Consider the following 17449-nt stretch of genomic DNA (forward strand, 5'->3'; position numbering starts at 1 on the left):
GCTCCTGTTAGTCGACAATCTTCGCCGGGATCACCTGGCGTACTGTCTGCTTCTTGCCGCCAAAAATATTGACGGTGTCGTTGCCGGTGCTGCAGCCGTTGCCGAAGCTGAAACCGCAGGAGGACTTCATGTCGTAGGCGTTTTCCGCGTAGGCCTTGTGGCTGGACGGCACCACGAAACGGTCCTCGTAGTTGGCCAGGGCCATATAGCGATACATTTCTTCAACCTGTTGCACGGTGAGGCCGGCTTCTTTCAGCAGCTCGCGGTCCTGCACGCCGTCGACGTGGATACCGCGCATATAGGCGCGCATCACGATCATGCGCTCCAGCGCACGCGCCACCGGCGCCTCGTCGCCCGCGGTGAGCAGGTTGGCGAGGTACTTCAGCGGAATACGCAGGGTGGAGAGATCCGGGATCTCGGCGTTCATGCCCACGGTGACCGTCTCCACGTGGCCTTCCTGTACCGCGTTCTGGATCGGTGACAGCGGCGGCACATACCAGACCATCGGCAGGGTGCGATATTCCGGGTGCAGCGGCAGCGCCACCTTCCAGTCGATCGCCATCTTGTACACCGGGGACTCCTGTGCGGCGTCGATCCACGCCTGCGGGATGCCTTCGGCGCGTGCCGCTTCCTGCACCTTCGGGTCACTCGGGTCGAGGAAGATATCGCACTGCGCCTGGTACAGGTCTTTGTCGTTTTCTACCGCGGCCGCCTCTTCAATGCGGTCGGCGTCGTACAGCAGTACACCCAGGTAACGGATACGGCCGACACAGGTCTCGGAGCAGATGGTGGGCTGGCCGGACTCGATGCGCGGATAGCAGAAAATACACTTCTCGGATTTGCCGGTTTTCCAATTGTAGTAAATCTTTTTGTAGGGACAGCCGGAGACACACATACGCCAGCCACGACATTTGTCCTGGTCGATCAGTACGATGCCGTCTTCCTCGCGTTTGTAGATGGCGCCGCTCGGACAGGACGCGACACAGGCCGGGTTGAGGCAGTGCTCACACAGGCGCGGCAGATACATCATGAAGGTGTTTTCAAACTCACCGTAGATGTCCGCCTGCACTTCGTCGAAGTTCTTGTCCTTCCTGCGCTTTTCAAATTCGGTACCGAGGATTTCCTCCCAGTTGGGGCCCCAGTCGATTTTCTCCATGCGCTGACCGCTGATCAGCGAGCGCGGCCGGGCGACCGGCTGGTGCTTCTGCTCCGGCGCCTTGTGCAGGTTCTGGTAGTCGAAATCGAACGGCTCGTAATAGTCGTCGATTTCCGGCATATCCGGGTTGCCGAAAATATTCGCCAGCACGCGGCGCTTGCCGCCCTGGCGCGGTTCCAGCTTGCCGTTTTTCTTGCGGATCCAGCCGCCGTTGTACTTGTCCTGGTTTTCCCACTCTTTCGGGTAGCCGATACCGGGCTTGGTCTCGACGTTATTAAACCAGGCGTACTCGACCCCTTCCCGAGAGGTCCACACGTTTTTACAGGTAACGGAACAGGTATGGCAGCCGATGCACTTGTCGAGGTTCAGCACCATGCCGATTTGGGCTCTTACTTTCATTGCACTGTCTCCTCTGCGGCACCAGCCACTTTCACGTCTTCTCCGTCGAGCCAGTCGACCTTGTTCATTTTTCTCACGATGACAAATTCGTCGCGGTTACAACCGACGGTGCCGTAGTAGTTGAAGCCATAGGACTGCTGGGCGTAGCCACCGATCATGTGGGTGGGTTTCATCACCGCACGGGTCACGGAGTTGTGGATACCGCCGCGGGTGCCGGTGGTTTCGGCTCCGGGAGTGTTCACGATGCGCTCCTGGGCGTGGTACATCATCGCCATGCCGTCCGGTACACGCTGCGATACCACCGCGCGCGCGGCAATGGCACCGTTGACGTTGAAGATTTCGATCCAGTCGTTGTCTTCAACACCGGCCAGCTTCGCGTCCGTCTCACTCATCCACACGATGGGGCCACCGCGGGACAGGGTCAGCATCAGCAGGTTGTCCGAGTAGGTGCTGTGGATGCCCCACTTCTGGTGCGGGGTAATCCAGTTCAACAGGATTTCCTTGTTGCCGTTGGATTTCTTGTTCAACACCGGCTCGACGGTTTTCAGGTTGATCGGCGGCTTGTACACGCACATGGTCTCGCCGAAGTCGCGCATCCACTCGTGGTCCTGGTAGAACTGCTGGCGACCGGTGATGGTGCGCCAGGGGATCTGCTCGTGGACATTGGTGTAACCGGCGTTGTAGCTCACGTGCTCGTCTTCCAGACCGGACCAGGTGGGTGACGAAATAATCTTGCGCGGCTGGGCAACGATGTCGTTGAAGCGGATTTTTTCCTCTTCCTTCGGCTTCGCCAGATGGGTGTGGTCACGGCCGGTGATCTTGCCCAGTGCCTCCCACGCTTTTACCGCGACCTGACCGTTGGTCTCCGGCGCCAGCGACAGGATCATCTCCGCGGCATCCACCGCCGAATCGATCTTGGCGCGACCGTTGCGATCGGAATCCTCGCTGTAGGTGCGGTTCAGTTTTTTCAGGAAGTCCACTTCCGCTTCGGTGTTCCAGTTGATGCCCTTGCCGCCGTTGCCGAGTTTTTCCAGCAGCGGACCAACCGAGGTGAAGCGGTTATAGGTGTTGGGGTAGTCCCGTTCCACCACGATAATGCTGGGTGCGGTTACGCCGGGCACCAGATCACACTCGCCTTTCCACCAGGCTTTAACCCCGAACGGCTGCGCGATTTCGGTGGGTGTATCGTGGTGGATCGGCAGGGTTACCAGGTCTTTTTCCACACCCAGGTGGCCTTCGGTGAGGGCGGAGAAACTTTTGGCAATGCCCTTGAATATTTCCCAGTCGCTGCGCGCTTCCCAGGCCGGATCCACAGCCTTGGTCAGCGGGTGAATAAACGGATGCATATCCGAGGTATTCATGTCGTCCTTCTCGTACCAGGTTGCGGTGGGCAGGACGATGTCGGAATAGAGACAGGTGGTGGACATGCGGAAGTCCAGGGTCACCAGCAGGTCGACCTTGCCCTCGCTCGGTGCTTCGCGCCAGGTGACGTCTTCCGGTTTCTTGCCACCGGATTCACCCAGGTCCTTGCCCATCAGGCCGTGCTTGGTGCCCAGCAGATGGCGCAGCATGTACTCGTGGCCCTTGCCGGAGGAGCCCAGCAGGTTGGAGCGCCAGATAAACATGTTGCGCGGGAAGTTCTGCGGGTTGTCCGGATCCTGGTTGGCAAACTTCAGCTCGCCACTCTTCAGGCGCTGAACCGCGTATTCCTGCGGCGTCATGCCCGCGGCTTCGGCATCTTTGACCAGCTGCAGCGGGTTCATACCCAGCTGCGGAGCGGACGGCAACCAGCCCATGCGCTCGGCGCGGCTGTTGAAGTCGATGATGGATCCACTCCACTTGTCCTTGTCGGCCAGCGGCGAAATCACTTCGGACATCTCCAGCTTTTCGTAGCGCCACTGGCTGGAGTGGTTGTAGAAGAAGGAGGTACCGTTCATATGGCGCGGCGGACGCTGCCAGTCGAGGGCAAACGCCAGCGGTGTCCAGCCGGTTTGCGGACGCAGTTTTTCCTGCCCCACATAGTGTGCCCAGCCGCCGCCACTCTGGCCGATACAACCGCACATCATCAGCATGTTGATGAGGCCGCGGTAGTTCATGTCCATGTGGTACCAGTGGTTCAGCGCAGCACCGACAATCACCATGGAACGACCGCGGGTCTTGTCGGCGGTAGTGGCGAATTCACGCGCTACGCGGATCACGTCCTCGCGCCGCACACCGGTGACCTTTTCCTGCCAGGCGGGAGTGTAGGGTTTGTCCTCGTCGTAGCTGTGGGCGCAGGCCGGGTCATCCAGGCCGTGCTCGACACCGTAGTTGGCCAGGGTCAGGTCGAAGACGCTGGCAACCAGCAGAGTCTTGCCGTCGGCGCCGCTAACTTTTTTGACCGGCACTTTGTATTCGATCACGTCTTCATGGTCGGTGTGCTGGAAGTAGTCGTATTCGTGCGCCTGACCGCCGAAGTACGGGAAGGCCACATTGGCAATTTCGTCGGCGCAGTCTTTCAGGCTCAGCTTCAGTTTCAGCTCGGAACCGTCGGCGCCGTCGCGCGGCTCGATATTCCACTTGCCCTTTTCGCCGGACTCTCCCCAGCGGTAGCCGATGGAACCCTGTGGAGATACCAGGCGGCCATCTTCGTTGACGGCGATGGTCTTCCACTCGGGGTTGTTTTCCTGCCCCAGGTTGTCCACCAGGTCGGACGCGCGCAGGAAGCGATCCTGCACCAGACGGCCGTCCTTTTCCTGCAGGGTGACCAGCATCGGCATGTCGGTGGTATTGCGCACATACTCGGTGAAATAGGCGCTGGGCTTGTCGACGTGGAATTCCTTCAGGATCACGTGACCGAAAGCCATCGCCAGCGCGGCATCGGTGCCCTGACGCGGCGCCAGCCAGGTGTCGCCAAACTTGGAGCACTCGGAATAGTCGGAGGTGATTACACAGGTCTTGGCGCCCTTGTAGCGCACCTCACTCAGGAAGTGGGCGTCCGGGGTACGGGTCTGCGGAACGTTGGAGCCCCACACGATCAGGTAGTTGGAGTTGTACCAGTCGGCGGATTCCGGCACGTCGGTCTGCTCACCCCAGATCTGCGGCGAGGCCGGCGGCAGGTCACAGTACCAGTCGTAGAAGCTCAGGCAGTTACCGCCGATCAATGACAGGTAGCGCGCGCCGGCGGCGTAGGACACCATCGACATCGCCGGGATCGGCGAGAAGCCGGTCACCCGGTCGGGGCCGTAAGTCTTGGCGGTGTAGACGTTGGACGCTGCGATCAGTTCGTTGACTTCGTTCCAGTCGATACGCACGAAGCCGCCCATGCCGCGGCATTCCTTGTAGGACTTCGCCTTGGCCGGATCCTCGACGATGCTCGCCCAGGCCGCCACCGGATCGGTGTGCTTCTGCTTGGCCTCACGCCACAGTTTTACCAGCCGCTTGCGGATCTTCGGATACTTGAGGCGGTTGGCGGAGTACATGTACCAGGAGTAACTGGCGCCGCGCGGGCAGCCGCGCGGTTCGTGGTTGGGCAGGTCCGGGCGGGTACGAGGATAATCTGTCTGCTGGGTTTCCCAGGTGACCAGACCATCTTTGACATAGATCTTCCAGCTACACGAACCGGTGCAGTTCACCCCGTGAGTGGAGCGAACGATCTTGTCGAACTGCCAGCGGCGACGGTAACCGTCTTCCCAACTGCGGTCATCATAGGTTTTTTCGCCGTGACCATCGGCGAACGACTCCTTTTGTTTTTTGAAGTACTTCAGACGGTCCAGAAAGTGGCTCATACGTTACTCCGAAACAGACATGCCGGTGCGTGATTTGTAGGTGACATCGAATATAAAAGTTGCCAACAAGGAATACACCGGGGGAGAAAATGGCCGAAATGAACGCCCTACCCCTTTGTGGGTAGACCCGGAAAACCGCTACCGGCCCCAGGTGCAGCAATAGCCGGGGCAGCGGGGATTTCTGCTTCGGTGAGGGGGCGGGAATCGACCAGTCGGTTTCTTTGGGGGTACTACCAAATACAGTGCCACCAGGCATAATGAGCGTGTACCAGCAAAGGCTTTTCCTATGGGCAGGGTTTTTCACCGCATCCGACAATCCATCGTGTTTCGCATCGGCGTGTTGCTGCTGCTTACCGCCTTTGTCGCGATCAGCTCGATGGTGGCTTCTTACGTCATCTCCGACGCGGCCCAGCACGACGCCGAGGCCATCAACGTGTCCGGCTTTGTGCGCGCGATGAGTTACAAGCTGGCCTCCACCGCGCAGAGCGGTGACGCTGCGGCCACCCGGGAACTGGCAGACGCCCTCAACAAGCGGCTGAACAAGATTTCCACCATTTCGAATTTCCGCGATTCCGACTCCTCGCAGGTGGCGCGGGATTTCCACGAAGTAAAAAGTGACTGGCAGCAGGAAATGCGTCCGCTGCTGGAAGCGGTCGCCTCGGGCGAGCACGAAATTGACAGTAAGGAACTGCTGGCCGCCGCAGAAACCTTTGTGAACAAAGTGGACAGGCTGGTTCTCGATTACCAGCGTATTGCGGAGGAAAAAGTCGAGTTCCTGCGTATCGTGCAATTGGGCTCGCTGTTCGCCACCATCACCCTGGTCTACTTTTCGATGTTCACCCTGTCGCGCTCGGTCGAGCAGCCGCTGCGGCAGTTGATCGCCAGCTGCCGGGAGATCGCGCGCGGCAATTTCCGTCCGCAACTTGCCCCCCTGGACAGCGAGGATGAGCTGGGCATGCTCACGCAAACCATCAAGGGCATGAGTGAAGTCATCGACCAGACCCACCGCGAACTGGAAGACCGGGTCGAGGAGAAAACCCGGCAACTGCAGCAGAGTCATAAGGTTCTGGATTTCCAGTACCGCCTGGCGCGACGCATCAGCGAGGGGCCCCTGAATGGCCAGGAAATAGAGCGCTGGCTGGAAGAATTCAGCGCCCTGACCGGTCTCCCCGATCTCGACCTGTGCCTGATGACACAGGAGGGCGAAACCCCCTACGAGCACCTGATTTACGGCGAGGGCAACCGCAGTTGCGAGGAACAGGAATGTTTCAGCTGCTCGCACTCCTGCGGCCCGACGGAGGGTATAGAACAGCGGCTCTACCGCTATCCGCTGGAAGCAGACAAGCGCAATTACGGTGTACTGGTGTGCAGCCTGCCCGCCAACCAGCTGTTGCACCGTGAACAGCAGCAGCGACTCAGTGCGTTCGCCGACGCGATCACCACCGCTATTACCCTAAAGGAGCGCGGCGAGCATGAACGCCGTGTGGCGCTCATGGGGGAGCGCGGCATTATCGCCCGCGAGCTACACGACTCCCTCGCACAATCACTCTCCTACCTGAAAATCCAGGTGGCGCGATTGAGCCGCTGTACCAAGAGTGAGGAAATCGACCGCGAGCAGGTCATCGACATTACCGACGAACTGAAACAGGGGCTCAACAGCTCCTACCGTCAGTTGCGCGAACTACTCACCACTTTCCGCCTGCAGGTATCTGAAGGTGGACTACGCGATATCCTGCGTCGCTCGGTGGAGCAATACCGCGAGCAGCACCCGGAAATCGACATCGAGTTCAATTACGAACTGGACGAAATCCCCCTTACGCCCAACGAGGAAATCCACCTGCTGCAGCTGGTACGCGAGGCGTCACAGAATGCGGTGTATCACTCCTGGGGAGATCACGTCAGTATCAGCCTGGTACCGGGCCCCGGACAGCAGGTATTCGCCAGCATCTGCGACAACGGCAAGGGCATCAGCGATTCGCCGGAGAAGAGAAACCATTTCGGTATGTCGATCATGCAGGAGCGCGCCAGTAATCTCGGCGGAGCCCTGGATATTCACCGGCGCGATGCCGGTGGTACCGAAGTGGCATTTTCCTTCCTGCCCGAATACGCCCGCGCCCGCCAGATGGAGTCGGGGAATGCGGGCGAGGTATTTCATTCGGACCGGCGCGCCAAATAACAGCGCATTGTCGACTACCCACTTATAGTCGGGCACGCAAACGTCGGCGCGAATAAAATACGGCTCCCGCAGCGAGAGCGATACCGATCGACACTGGCGTGAAACCCGATACCACCACCGCAATGCGCGGACTGATCTGCAAGGTCCGCAGCGCCCTGCCCTTCAGCCTGCCGGCCGCCGAACTGTGCGCCGGCCCCTGCCGCGGTTGTCCGAAAAAGTTGCTGGAATTACTGGATGGGGAAATTGTGGAATGGGAGCAGAGACTGGATAACGGCGAAATTCCCACGCTGGGCGATGTCAATAAATTCGGCCGTCTGTGCCGGAAGATCCATAAAGCGATTGCGGCCAACGGGCTTATCTAACCCCGGTGTGCATCAACCCCGACAGCGTGCGCCGTTACTCTGCGGCATTGATATTCAGCAACTCCCGCACCGCGGCCTTATGCTGATCCCCCACCAGGTCTTCCAGCGTGTAACGGTCCAGTGTTGCGAAAAAGCTTTCCTGCGCTTCTGCAAATATTTTCTTCAGCTGGCAGGCCGGGGTAATCACGCACTGGTTTTCACTGCCGAAACATTCCACCAGCTTGCTGCCCTGCTCAAACGCCCGCACCAGCTCGCCAATATTGATGTTGCTCGGCTCCGTGTTCAGACGCAGCCCACCGTTCTTGCCGCGTGTCGCCAGTAGATAACCCCGCGCGTTGAGCTCCTGGACGATCTTCATCAGATGGTTCTTGGAAATATCGTAACTCCTGGCGATCTCGCTGATGGTACAGAGTTCACCTTCCTTTGCGGCCAGATAGATCAGCACGCGCATCGAATAATCGGTGTAACGGGTGATATGCATATTTATTCCTGTTCCATGGACGGCAAGGCGTCTGTTTCATGCGTGCGCGCCGTGGGAAGGCGCCAGATAAATACCAGCAGGGCACAAAACATCAACGCCAGTCCCGCCAGTAGCCGCGCGTCGACGCCGACGGCCAGCAGCAACAGCCAGTTGAACAGCAGCAGCCCTGTCACCAGGCGCTTGGTAGCGAGCGGGATGCTCCGCTCCCGCTGCCAGCGCAGGATGGGCGGTCCGAAGCGCGGATGATTGGTTAGCCACTCGGCCAGTGCGGACTCCGCTTTGAGGCTGAACCACAGGCTGCAGAGCAGAAATGGCGTGGTTGGCAACAACGGCAACACCACCCCAAGACCCGCCAGTAAAAGACTGCACCAGGCCAGAATCACATACACCCGCCGGCGCACACCGACGCCGGTTTTGGTTTCCGCTGAGGCGCTTTTCACCGGGTACTCCGCATTTGCTGTGAGCCTGTCGACCATTTCCACACATAACATGCATTTATTTTACATCTTTAAACCGCAAGCGTACACTTGCCGAAAAAGATGCATTTTAAATGCACCTTTTAGCGATTAACTGCTCCTCCAGCAATCACCAGGCGCGCCGAGTGGCGCACAAGGAGAAATTATGGACCTTCTTACCGATTCGCCAGTGGATAACGATGGGGAACACTGGCAACAGGCCAGCGACAGCGAGCTGGTCGACCACCTGCTACAGCGCTACCACCAGGTACACCGCCGCCAGCTGGGTGACCTGCTCTATCTCGCGCAGAAAGTGGAACACACCCACCACGACCACCCCGACTGCCCCCAGGGGCTCACCGAGCACCTGCGCAACATGGCGAGGGAGCTGGAGCAGCACATGCAAAAAGAAGAAATGATTCTGTTCCCGATGCTGGCACGGGGCCAGGGCGCCATGGCGGGAGGTCCTATCCAGGTGATGCTGGGTGAACACGATGACCACGCCGCTGCCATCGCACACATCGATGTACTTACCAATGGCCTCTCCCTCCCGGACGGCGTTTGCAACAGTTGGCGCGGGCTTTATACGGGCCTGCAAACATTCGTAAGCGACCTGCAAAAGCACATTCAACTGGAGAACGACATTCTGTTTGCGCGCTACCTGAGCGCGTAATTACCACCAATTTTGCACAGTTAAGGAATGGGGAATTATGAACAAGTACTACAGGCTCTGGTGGGCGCTTATTGCGGTGCTGGGGGTCACATTCGGGATATTGGGATATTTCGGCAAGGAGGTGTATCGGGTAGCACCGCCGATTCCGGAGCAGGTGCTGACGCAAGATGGCGAGCTGCTGATGACCCGCGACAGCATTCTCGACGGACAGACCGCATGGCAGTCGGTAGGCGGAATGCAGCTGGGCTCCATCTGGGGACACGGCGCCTATCAGGCACCGGACTGGACTGCGGACTGGCTACACCGGGAACTGCTCGCCTGGCTGGATCTGGCAGCGCAGGATGAGTATGACCGGCCCTATGCCGAACTGGGACCGGCGCAGCAGAACAACCTGCAGTTCCAGCTCAAGCAGGCCTATCGCCAGAATAGCTATGACGCGAATCGCGATACCCTGGTACTGAGTGCGCGGCGGGTAAAGGCGATCGAGAACACCGCGGAATACTATCACCGCCTGTTTGGCGCGGCGCCAGAGTTACAGCAAACGCGCCGCAGCTATGCGATGAAGGAAGACACGCTGCCGAGCAGCGAGCGTCGCGACCGCCTCAGCGAATTTTTCTTCTGGACCGCGTGGGCCGCAGCCACCGAACGCGCCCCCGGAGAAGCCACCTATACCAACAACTGGCCGCACGAGCCGCTGATCGACAATGTACCGACGGCGGAGAATGTGGTGTGGTCGGTTGTCAGCGTTGTGCTGCTGATCGCGGGTATTGGCGGGCTGGTGTGGGCCTGGTCATTTATGCGCGGCAAGGATGAAGCCGAACCGGTTCCGCCACACACCGACCCGCTCACCACTCTTGCACTTACCCCTTCTCAGAAAGCGTTGGGAAAATATCTGTTCATCGTGATTGCCCTGTTTGTGTTCCAGGTTTTTCTCGGTGGATTTACCGCGCATTACACGGTGGAAGGACAGGCTTTCTACGGAATAGAAACGTCCAAATGGTTCCCCTACAGCCTGGTGCGCACCTGGCATATCCAGTCCGCCCTCTTCTGGATTGCCACTGGTTTCCTCGCTGCGGGCCTGTTCCTGGCCCCCATCATCAACGGCGGCAAGGATCCAAGGTTCCAGAAACTGGGTGTGGATATCCTGTTCTGGGCACTGGTGGTCGTCGTCGCCGGCTCCTTCCTGGGCAATTATTTCGCCATCGCACAGATCATGCCTGCGGAGTGGAATTTCTGGCTCGGGCACCAGGGCTATGAATACGTGGATCTCGGCCGTCTTTGGCAGATCGGCAAGTTCACCGGCATCGTCTTCTGGCTGGTACTGATGTTGCGCGGCATCGCACCCGCGCTGCGCCAGCCCGGTGACAAGCACCTTCTGGTACTGCTCACGGCATCAGTAATTGCCATCGGCCTGTTTTACGGTGCCGGCTTCTTCTACGGTGAGCGCACCCATATTTCCATCATGGAATACTGGCGCTGGTGGATCGTGCACCTGTGGGTAGAGGGCTTCTTTGAAGTGTTTGCCACCGCCGCACTGGCGTTTATTTTCTGCAGCATGGGACTGGTCTCCAAAAGAATGGCCACCATCGCGTCACTGGCCTCGGCCTCCCTGTTTATGCTGGGCGGCGTGCCGGGCACCTTCCACCACCTGTATTTCTCCGGTACCACGACGCCAGTAATGGCGGTGGGTGCGACCTTCAGTGCACTGGAAGTTGTTCCCCTGATTGTGCTCGGCCATGAAGCCTGGGAACACTACCGCCTGCAGCACCGCGCGGACTGGATGCAGAAAATCAAATGGCCGCTGATGTTCTTCGTGGCGGTTGCGTTCTGGAACATGCTCGGCGCCGGCGTACTGGGTTTCTCGATCAACCCGCCAATCTCGCTGTATTACGTGCAGGGACTGAATACTACTGCCACACACGCGCACGGTGCACTGTTCGGTGTCTATGGTTTTCTCGCCCTCGGCTTTACCCTGTTGATCCTTCGCTATATCCGCCCGCAGCTGGTGTTCAGTGAACGACTGATGCGTATGGCCTTCTGGTGGTTGAACGGTGGACTGGCACTGATGTTGTTCAGCAGCCTGTTACCGGTGGGGATCATCCAGTTTATTGCCAGCGCATCGGAAGGACTCTGGTATGCCCGCAGTGAATCCTTTATGCAGAGTGACCTGCTACAGACACTGCGCTGGGTTCGCACTTTCGGTGATGCGGTGTTTATCGTCGGCGCGCTGGCAGTGGCCTGGCAGGTGATGAAAGGGTTGTTCAATATTGGTGGCCATGCGCCGCTGGATATCATCGACACCCAATCAGCGAATCGTACCTGAACACACAGCACGCTATGTACACAGCCTTGCAGCGCCCTCAATCGAGGGGCAGCAACTCACAGGACTTGCTGCACGACCCCGTGCAGCTTTTTTTATTTATCGATATGACGCATCAGCATGCTGTAGCCGAGATCTCTGGCTGGCAGCTCCGGCGGCCAGCGCGTCGTCGATCGCCGCAGCCAGGTTTTCGATCCGATTGAATTCGTTGTTGCGCACTCGCAGGCTGTAGCGCGGCTGCCCCCATATACACCGCATCCGCGCCGTAGGCGAATGCGTAGCGCATGCTTTTCAGGGTACCGGCCGGGGAAAGCAGTTCAATCATAGGGATTACTCCTAACCGGGTTGACCGTCGGTGCGCGGCGCCATCAGCATCGGTGCGTAATAGTATAAATACAATCCGTAGCCGAGCAGCCAGCCGCACACAGCGACCATCAAGCCGTTACTCGCCGGTGCCCAGAAGATCCGCGCCAGCGCCGCCAGTGCCAGCGCGGCAAACGCCAGCGGCATCAAGCGCGGGCATTTCAGCATGCGGCCGGTATGGCCGAGGGTGACGCGGCTGATCATCGCCAGGATCATGCCACCGATTCCGCCAACGGCAAACGCGTGTAACGCACCGCTCTCAAGCCCGCGCGCAATGCCGGTCCAGGCGAGAAATGCCATAAAAAAACCCAGCACGATGAACCAGTAGCTCACATGCAGCGACCAGAGCAGCGGCTCGCGCCAGATCAGCGACGGGCGCCAGAGACCACAGCGCGCCAGCTGCAGTACCGCCAGTAGCAGTGCCAACCACCCCCACACCGGTTGCGGCAGGTTAAAGCCGACTGCCAGCAGCAGCGCCAGCACACCGATATGGCTGCCAATTTCCAGAACCACAATTTTATCTCGCTGCTGCATCTGAAACCGCCGCGCGGTAAAAAAGGGAATTACCCTGCCGCCAAAGACCGTGATCAGACCGGTGACCAGCAACAGGGTCACAAGGCCCCCTGCGCGCTGCCAAGCGGGAAGCAGCCAGTGGGCGGCGGCCAGTGCTGCGAAGGCGATCAGCGCAGGGATGACAAACAGATTGCGCCACTGACGCACGGCGAGAATACGGCGGCCAGTCAGCACCGCGGCCACCAGAAAAAAACCACTTTCAAACATCACCGGCAGCCACAACGGTACACCGGCAAATAAATAGCCGAGCCGCGCCGCGAGCCACAGAGCACTCAGCCCGGCCAATGCGCGGCCGGTGGGTGCACGCAGGCCAGTCCAGGTTTGCATGGCGGTGGTGATAAAGCCAACCACCACGGCGCCGGCAAATCCGAAAAGCATTTCATGGGCATGCCAGATGACGCCGCCGCGCAGCGCCGGCAGAGAAATGCCGCGCAGCTGCGCGAGCCAGATACACAACGCAATGCCGCCCCAGACGGCGGCACCGAGAAACATCGGACGGAACGGCATGCGCCACAGGGGCAAGAGCGTTTGTTCGCGTTCACGGTCCATGATTTGCAACATAACTCGACTCCAAAAACTTCACGGTGGTGACGAAAAAAAGGGGAGTTCACACTCCCCTGAAGCAACAACGTACGAATGCGGTTCGCGTTACGGGTTGTAGAATTCGCCGCCTTTGCGCAGGTAGTACCAGTAGTTAATCACCAGGCACACGCCGTAGAAAATAGCAAAACCGGCCAGGGCATACTCGGGGGTAGTCGCCTTGATCTGCTCACCGAATACTTTGGGAATATAAAAAGCACCGTAAGCGGCAACTGCAGAAGTCCAACCCAGTACCGGGCCCGCCTGCTCTTTCGGGAACACCATGGCAATGGTACGGAAAGTGGAACCGTTACCGATACCAGTTGCCGCAAACAGTGTCAGGAACAGCAGGAAGAACGGAACAAAGTAGTCCTCGGGAGAAGCCGCCGCGTAGGCTGCTTTCATGTAGTAAGCGACACCCAGCGCGCTGGCCACCATGATCACGGCACAGACCTGGGTAACCAATGCGCCACCGATACGATCCGCAATCCAGCCGCCCACCGGACGGATCAGCGCACCGATAAACGGACCCATCCAGGCGTACATCAGTGCGCTGGGGCCGTTCGGGTTGATAGTGTCGTGGGTCATCACGCCATCGACCATCACGTGGCTATAGCCAAAGATCACTTTGATGGCGAGCGGGAAGGCCGCGGCGAAACCAATAAAGCTGCCGAAGGTCATGGTGTAAATCACACTCATCACCCAGGTGTGCTTATTGTTGAAGATTCGATACTGGCGATTGAGGCTGTTGCGGATATCACCTGGCAGCATCTTCAGGCCGTAGACGGTGCCGAAAATCACCAGTACCAGCACGATTTCCTTGGGTATACCCCAGCCGGAGCCGTTGGCACTTTCCGGCAGTATCAGCCACAGGCCGATGATCGCATTGATCAGGCCGATACCGAGCATCAGGCTCATCTTGCCAAAGGTACTGAGCGGACTGCCGATATCCGGAGACACCTCATCGGTGCGGATATTGTTCATGCCAAACCAGGTGGCGAGCGCGAGGGGAACCAGCAGAAGCAGCCAGACAAAACCGGCGTTCTGGATCCAGGAGTCGGAACCCGCAGGCACCTTGCCGATCAGGGAGCCGGAAGAATTGACCAGCACCATCGGATCGCCGCCCATAGCGCCGAAGGCACCAAAAGTCATAAACAGCGGCACAATGATCTGCATGGTGGTTACGCCAAAATTACCGAGACCGGCATTCAGGCCCAGCGCCAACCCCTGTTTTTCCTTGGGGAAGAAAAAGCTGATGTTGGACATTGACGAGGCGAAGTTACCGCCGCCGAAACCACTGAGCAGCGCCAGCAGCTGGAACACCCACAGGGGCGTGTTCTTGTCCTGCAAGGCGATACCGGTACCGAGTGCAGGCAACAGCAACAGCGCGGTGGTAAACATGATGGTGTTGCGCCCGCCGCAAAGGCGGATAAAGAAGCTGCTGGGAATCCGCAGCGTGGCGCCGGTCAGGCCGGCGATGGCCATCAGGGTAAAGAGTTCAGACTTGGCAATCGGGAATCCCAGGTTGAGCATCTGTACCGTGATGATGCCCCAGTAAAGCCAGACGGCGAATCCGGCCAGCAGGCTGGGGATCGAGATCCACAGATTGCGGTTGGCGATTTTCTTGCCCCTGGATTGCCAGAACTGGCTGTTCTCCGGGGACCATTCATAGATATCAGACACAATCTTGGCTCCTGCTCGGGTAGTTGTTCTCGGCTGTCAATATGGACAGCCCCCGACCAGCGCTCAATTACCATCAATAAGTACTCCCTTTTTTCCGGCCGCGCAATTGTCGGTGCACCCGAAGTTCCGCCGCTCCCGTGCACAGTGTTTATCCCCAGAGCCAGGCAGGGCGCCGCCGCCGGAAACACTACCCCCTAAGGGGTAGACCGCTCGAGCGAGGGGTTGCCTGTGCTAGCATATCGACAACGAGCCGCCCCACCGACAATCACTTAAATCCAGGAGCGATCATGCCTAGTACCGCCAGAGTCATGATGGTCGACGACCATCCGCTGTTTCGAAAAGGACTGATGCAGTTGTTCAGCCTGGAGCCGCGCCTGGAATTGGTGGCGGAGGCCAGTAGTGGCGAGGAAGCGGTGCGCCTGGCGGATGAGTGCGACCCGGATATCATCCTGCTCGATCTGAATATGCGCGGTATGGACGGCCTCGACACCCTGCGGGCCATGCGCGCCGGCGGTGTGACCGCACGCATCGTGATGCTCACGGTCTCTGACAACAACGCCGACGTGGTGGCCTGTATCCGCGCCGGTGCCGATGGCTACCTGCTGAAGGATATGGACCCCGAGGAGATCCTCGACCAGGTGCTGGCGGCAACCCATGGCAAGATGGCCATCAGCCAGCGCCTCACCGAAATCCTCGCCTCCGCGCTGCGCAAGCCCGACCGCGCTGGCGCCGATACCCTTTCCACCCTGACCAGCCGTGAATACCAGATTCTGCAGCTGATCGCCGACGGCCTCAGCAACAAACTGATTGCCCGCGAACTGGATATCAGCGATGCCACCGTAAAGGTGCACGTTAAACACCTGCTGAAAAAACTCGGCATGCGCTCCCGGGTGGAGGCGGCCGTGTGGATGGTCAATCAAAAACGCTCGGAAACTGCCGTACCCCGGAGTACATGATGAGTGACTGCTGTTCCCAGCCCGGCCTGATGCCTGTCGAAGTGGCCCGGGCAACCCTGCTCGAAGACCTGACCCCGGTGACCAGACAGGAGCCGCTGGCGCTGATACACGCCTGCGGCCGCGTGCTGTCCCAGGCGGTGAATTCACCAGAAAACCTGCCGCCCTGCGACAACTCCGCCATGGACGGCTATGCACTGCGCTTTGCCGACCTGGCATCCGGTGAACCACTGGAACTGATCGGCCACTCCTTTGCCGGCAACCCGTTTGACGGCCAGGTGAATCCGGGCACCTGTGTACGCATCATGACCGGCGCCGCGCTACCTGCCGGAGCCGACACGGTGGTGATGCAGGAACAGGTCACCACCCAGGGCGAACGCGTTTCCATCGGCGGTGATGTACGTCCCGGTGACCATATCCGCCGGTGCGGTGAAGATGTGCGGGCGGGGGAGGAATTACTGGCGCGAGGCGCGCGTATCTCGGTAGCCCATATTGCCCTGCTGGCGGCCGCCGGCATTGGCGAGGTGAGCGTACTGCGACAGCCCGTGGTCGCGCTGTTTTCCACCGGCGACGAACTGCGCCAGGCGGGCGAACCCCTCGGCAACGGCGACATTTACGACAGCAACCGCAGTGCCCTGCTGGCCGCGCTGGCAAAGCTGGACGTGCAGGTGATTGACCTCGGTATTCTGCCGGACGACAAACGGGTCATCCGGGACAACCTCACCCGCGCCGCCCGCGAGGCCGATGCGATTATCACCTCCGGCGGCGTGTCCGTGGGGGATGCCGATTACACGCGGGAAGTGCTGGAGGAGATGGGCCAGATCGGCTTCTGGAAAGTGGCGATGAAACCGGGCAAGCCCTTCGCCTACGGGCGCCTGCAGGGTACCCCCTTCTTTGGCCTCCCCGGCAATCCGGTATCCGCCCTGATTACCTTTCAGCAGCTGGTGGTGCCGGCGCTGCGCCTGTTACAGGGGGGCCAGTGGTCTGCCCCCATCCGATTGCGGGCCGAACTGCGCCAGCCCCTCAAGAAGAAACCTGGCCGCACCGACTTCCAACGGGGCAGCTACCGCAGTGATGAAGCCGGCAACCTGCTGGTTGAGCCGGTGGGCAGCCAGGGCAGTCACATCCTGTCCGGCCTCGCCGGGGCCAACTGCCTGATCGTATTGCCGCGGGAAGGTGGCAATGTCGATGCCGGTGAAATGGTGAGCATAGAGCCGCTGGCGTCCCCCTTCGCTCCCTGAGCCAGGCTGCACCTGCACGCCACCCGGTCCGCATTTCGGCAACCACCCAACATCCGCCCCGCGAGCGCCCCGATCAACATATCGGGGCGAATTCCCTGCACGCTGTTTTCGAGCCACTGCCACCTGAATCTGACGGGCAACCTCAAAATCGCGATTGATATCGATTCTCATTTTAACTATTATCGCCCTCCTCAACGGCGGCACGCCCACAACCAGTTGACGGGCTCTCCGCTGCCGCCGGTTTCACGATCGAACAACAAGCTTGTAC

12 protein-coding genes and 1 pseudogene are annotated in these 17449 nt (G+C 59.5%); 6 read left to right on the top strand and 7 right to left on the bottom strand.

All coding sequences use genetic code 11. The annotated features are described in order from the left end of the window. Positions 1 to 7 precede the first annotated feature (7 nt). On the bottom strand, positions 8 to 1555 hold the full coding sequence (narH, locus tag HUW35_RS02175) for a nitrate reductase subunit beta (RefSeq protein WP_181254072.1): 1548 nt from the start codon (positions 1553 to 1555) through the stop codon (positions 8 to 10). Continuing rightward, entirely contained in the window at positions 1552 to 5322 is a 3771-nt protein-coding gene (locus HUW35_RS02180) for a nitrate reductase subunit alpha (protein WP_181254073.1), read from the bottom strand. Before HUW35_RS02180 ends, narH begins: the two co-directional genes overlap by 4 nt. Before the next feature lie 286 nt (positions 5323 to 5608). On the opposite strand from HUW35_RS02180, the gene HUW35_RS02185 reads away from it, so the two are divergent. Both HUW35_RS02185 and HUW35_RS02190 read left to right on the top strand, forming a co-directional pair. Then, the gene (locus tag HUW35_RS02185; protein ID WP_181254074.1) at positions 5609 to 7498 is read left to right on the top strand and encodes a histidine kinase; all 1890 of its coding nucleotides are present in this window, start codon (positions 5609 to 5611) and stop codon (positions 7496 to 7498) included. Between the two features lie 98 nt (positions 7499 to 7596). Next, positions 7597 to 7860 carry a hypothetical protein gene (locus HUW35_RS02190; RefSeq protein ID WP_181254075.1) on the top strand — a complete coding sequence of 88 codons (264 nt, stop codon included), beginning with the start codon at positions 7597 to 7599 and terminating at the stop codon, positions 7858 to 7860. A 34-nt stretch (positions 7861 to 7894) separates the two neighbouring features. Here HUW35_RS02190 and HUW35_RS02195 read toward each other — a convergent pair whose 3' ends face one another. Further along, complete coding sequence (locus tag HUW35_RS02195; protein ID WP_181254076.1) at positions 7895 to 8341, bottom strand: Rrf2 family transcriptional regulator; 447 nt, start codon at positions 8339 to 8341, stop codon at positions 7895 to 7897. A 2-nt stretch (positions 8342 to 8343) separates the two neighbouring features. Then, on the bottom strand, positions 8344 to 8781 hold the full coding sequence (locus HUW35_RS02200) for a YbaN family protein (protein ID WP_181254077.1): 438 nt from the start codon (positions 8779 to 8781) through the stop codon (positions 8344 to 8346). A 181-nt stretch (positions 8782 to 8962) separates the two neighbouring features. Here HUW35_RS02200 and HUW35_RS02205 point away from each other — a divergent pair, with 181 nt between their 5' ends. Further along, on the top strand, positions 8963 to 9469 hold the full coding sequence (locus tag HUW35_RS02205; protein ID WP_181254078.1) for a hemerythrin domain-containing protein: 507 nt from the start codon (positions 8963 to 8965) through the stop codon (positions 9467 to 9469). A 37-nt stretch (positions 9470 to 9506) separates the two neighbouring features. Further along, positions 9507 to 11792 carry a nitric-oxide reductase large subunit gene (locus HUW35_RS02210; protein ID WP_181254079.1) on the top strand — a complete coding sequence of 762 codons (2286 nt, stop codon included), beginning with the start codon at positions 9507 to 9509 and terminating at the stop codon, positions 11790 to 11792. Positions 11793 to 11939: 147 nt separating this feature from the next. Here HUW35_RS02210 and HUW35_RS18960 read toward each other — a convergent pair. From HUW35_RS18960 to HUW35_RS02225, 3 genes and pseudogenes are all read right to left on the bottom strand, one after another. Continuing rightward, positions 11940 to 12114 (bottom strand): annotated as a pseudogene (locus HUW35_RS18960) (U32 family peptidase); the annotation flags it as partial. Between the two features lie 11 nt (positions 12115 to 12125). Then, on the bottom strand, positions 12126 to 13286 hold the full coding sequence (locus tag HUW35_RS02220; RefSeq protein WP_181254080.1) for an NnrS family protein: 1161 nt from the start codon (positions 13284 to 13286) through the stop codon (positions 12126 to 12128). An 87-nt stretch (positions 13287 to 13373) separates the two neighbouring features. Then, the gene (locus HUW35_RS02225; protein ID WP_181254081.1) at positions 13374 to 14987 is read right to left on the bottom strand and encodes an MFS transporter; all 1614 of its coding nucleotides are present in this window, start codon (positions 14985 to 14987) and stop codon (positions 13374 to 13376) included. 287 nt (positions 14988 to 15274) lie between these two features. Here HUW35_RS02225 and narL point away from each other — a divergent pair, with 287 nt between their 5' ends. Continuing rightward, the gene (gene narL / locus HUW35_RS02230; RefSeq protein ID WP_181254082.1) at positions 15275 to 15943 is read left to right on the top strand and encodes a two-component system response regulator NarL; all 669 of its coding nucleotides are present in this window, start codon (positions 15275 to 15277) and stop codon (positions 15941 to 15943) included. Beyond that, complete coding sequence (glp, locus tag HUW35_RS02235) at positions 15943 to 17181, top strand: gephyrin-like molybdotransferase Glp (RefSeq protein WP_181254083.1); 1239 nt, start codon at positions 15943 to 15945, stop codon at positions 17179 to 17181. Before narL ends, glp begins: the two co-directional genes overlap by 1 nt. Positions 17182 to 17449 lie beyond the last annotated feature (268 nt).

Origin of the sequence: Microbulbifer sp. YPW1 (assembly GCF_013367775.1) — a bacterium.
Lineage (GTDB): Bacteria > Pseudomonadota > Gammaproteobacteria > Pseudomonadales > Cellvibrionaceae > Microbulbifer.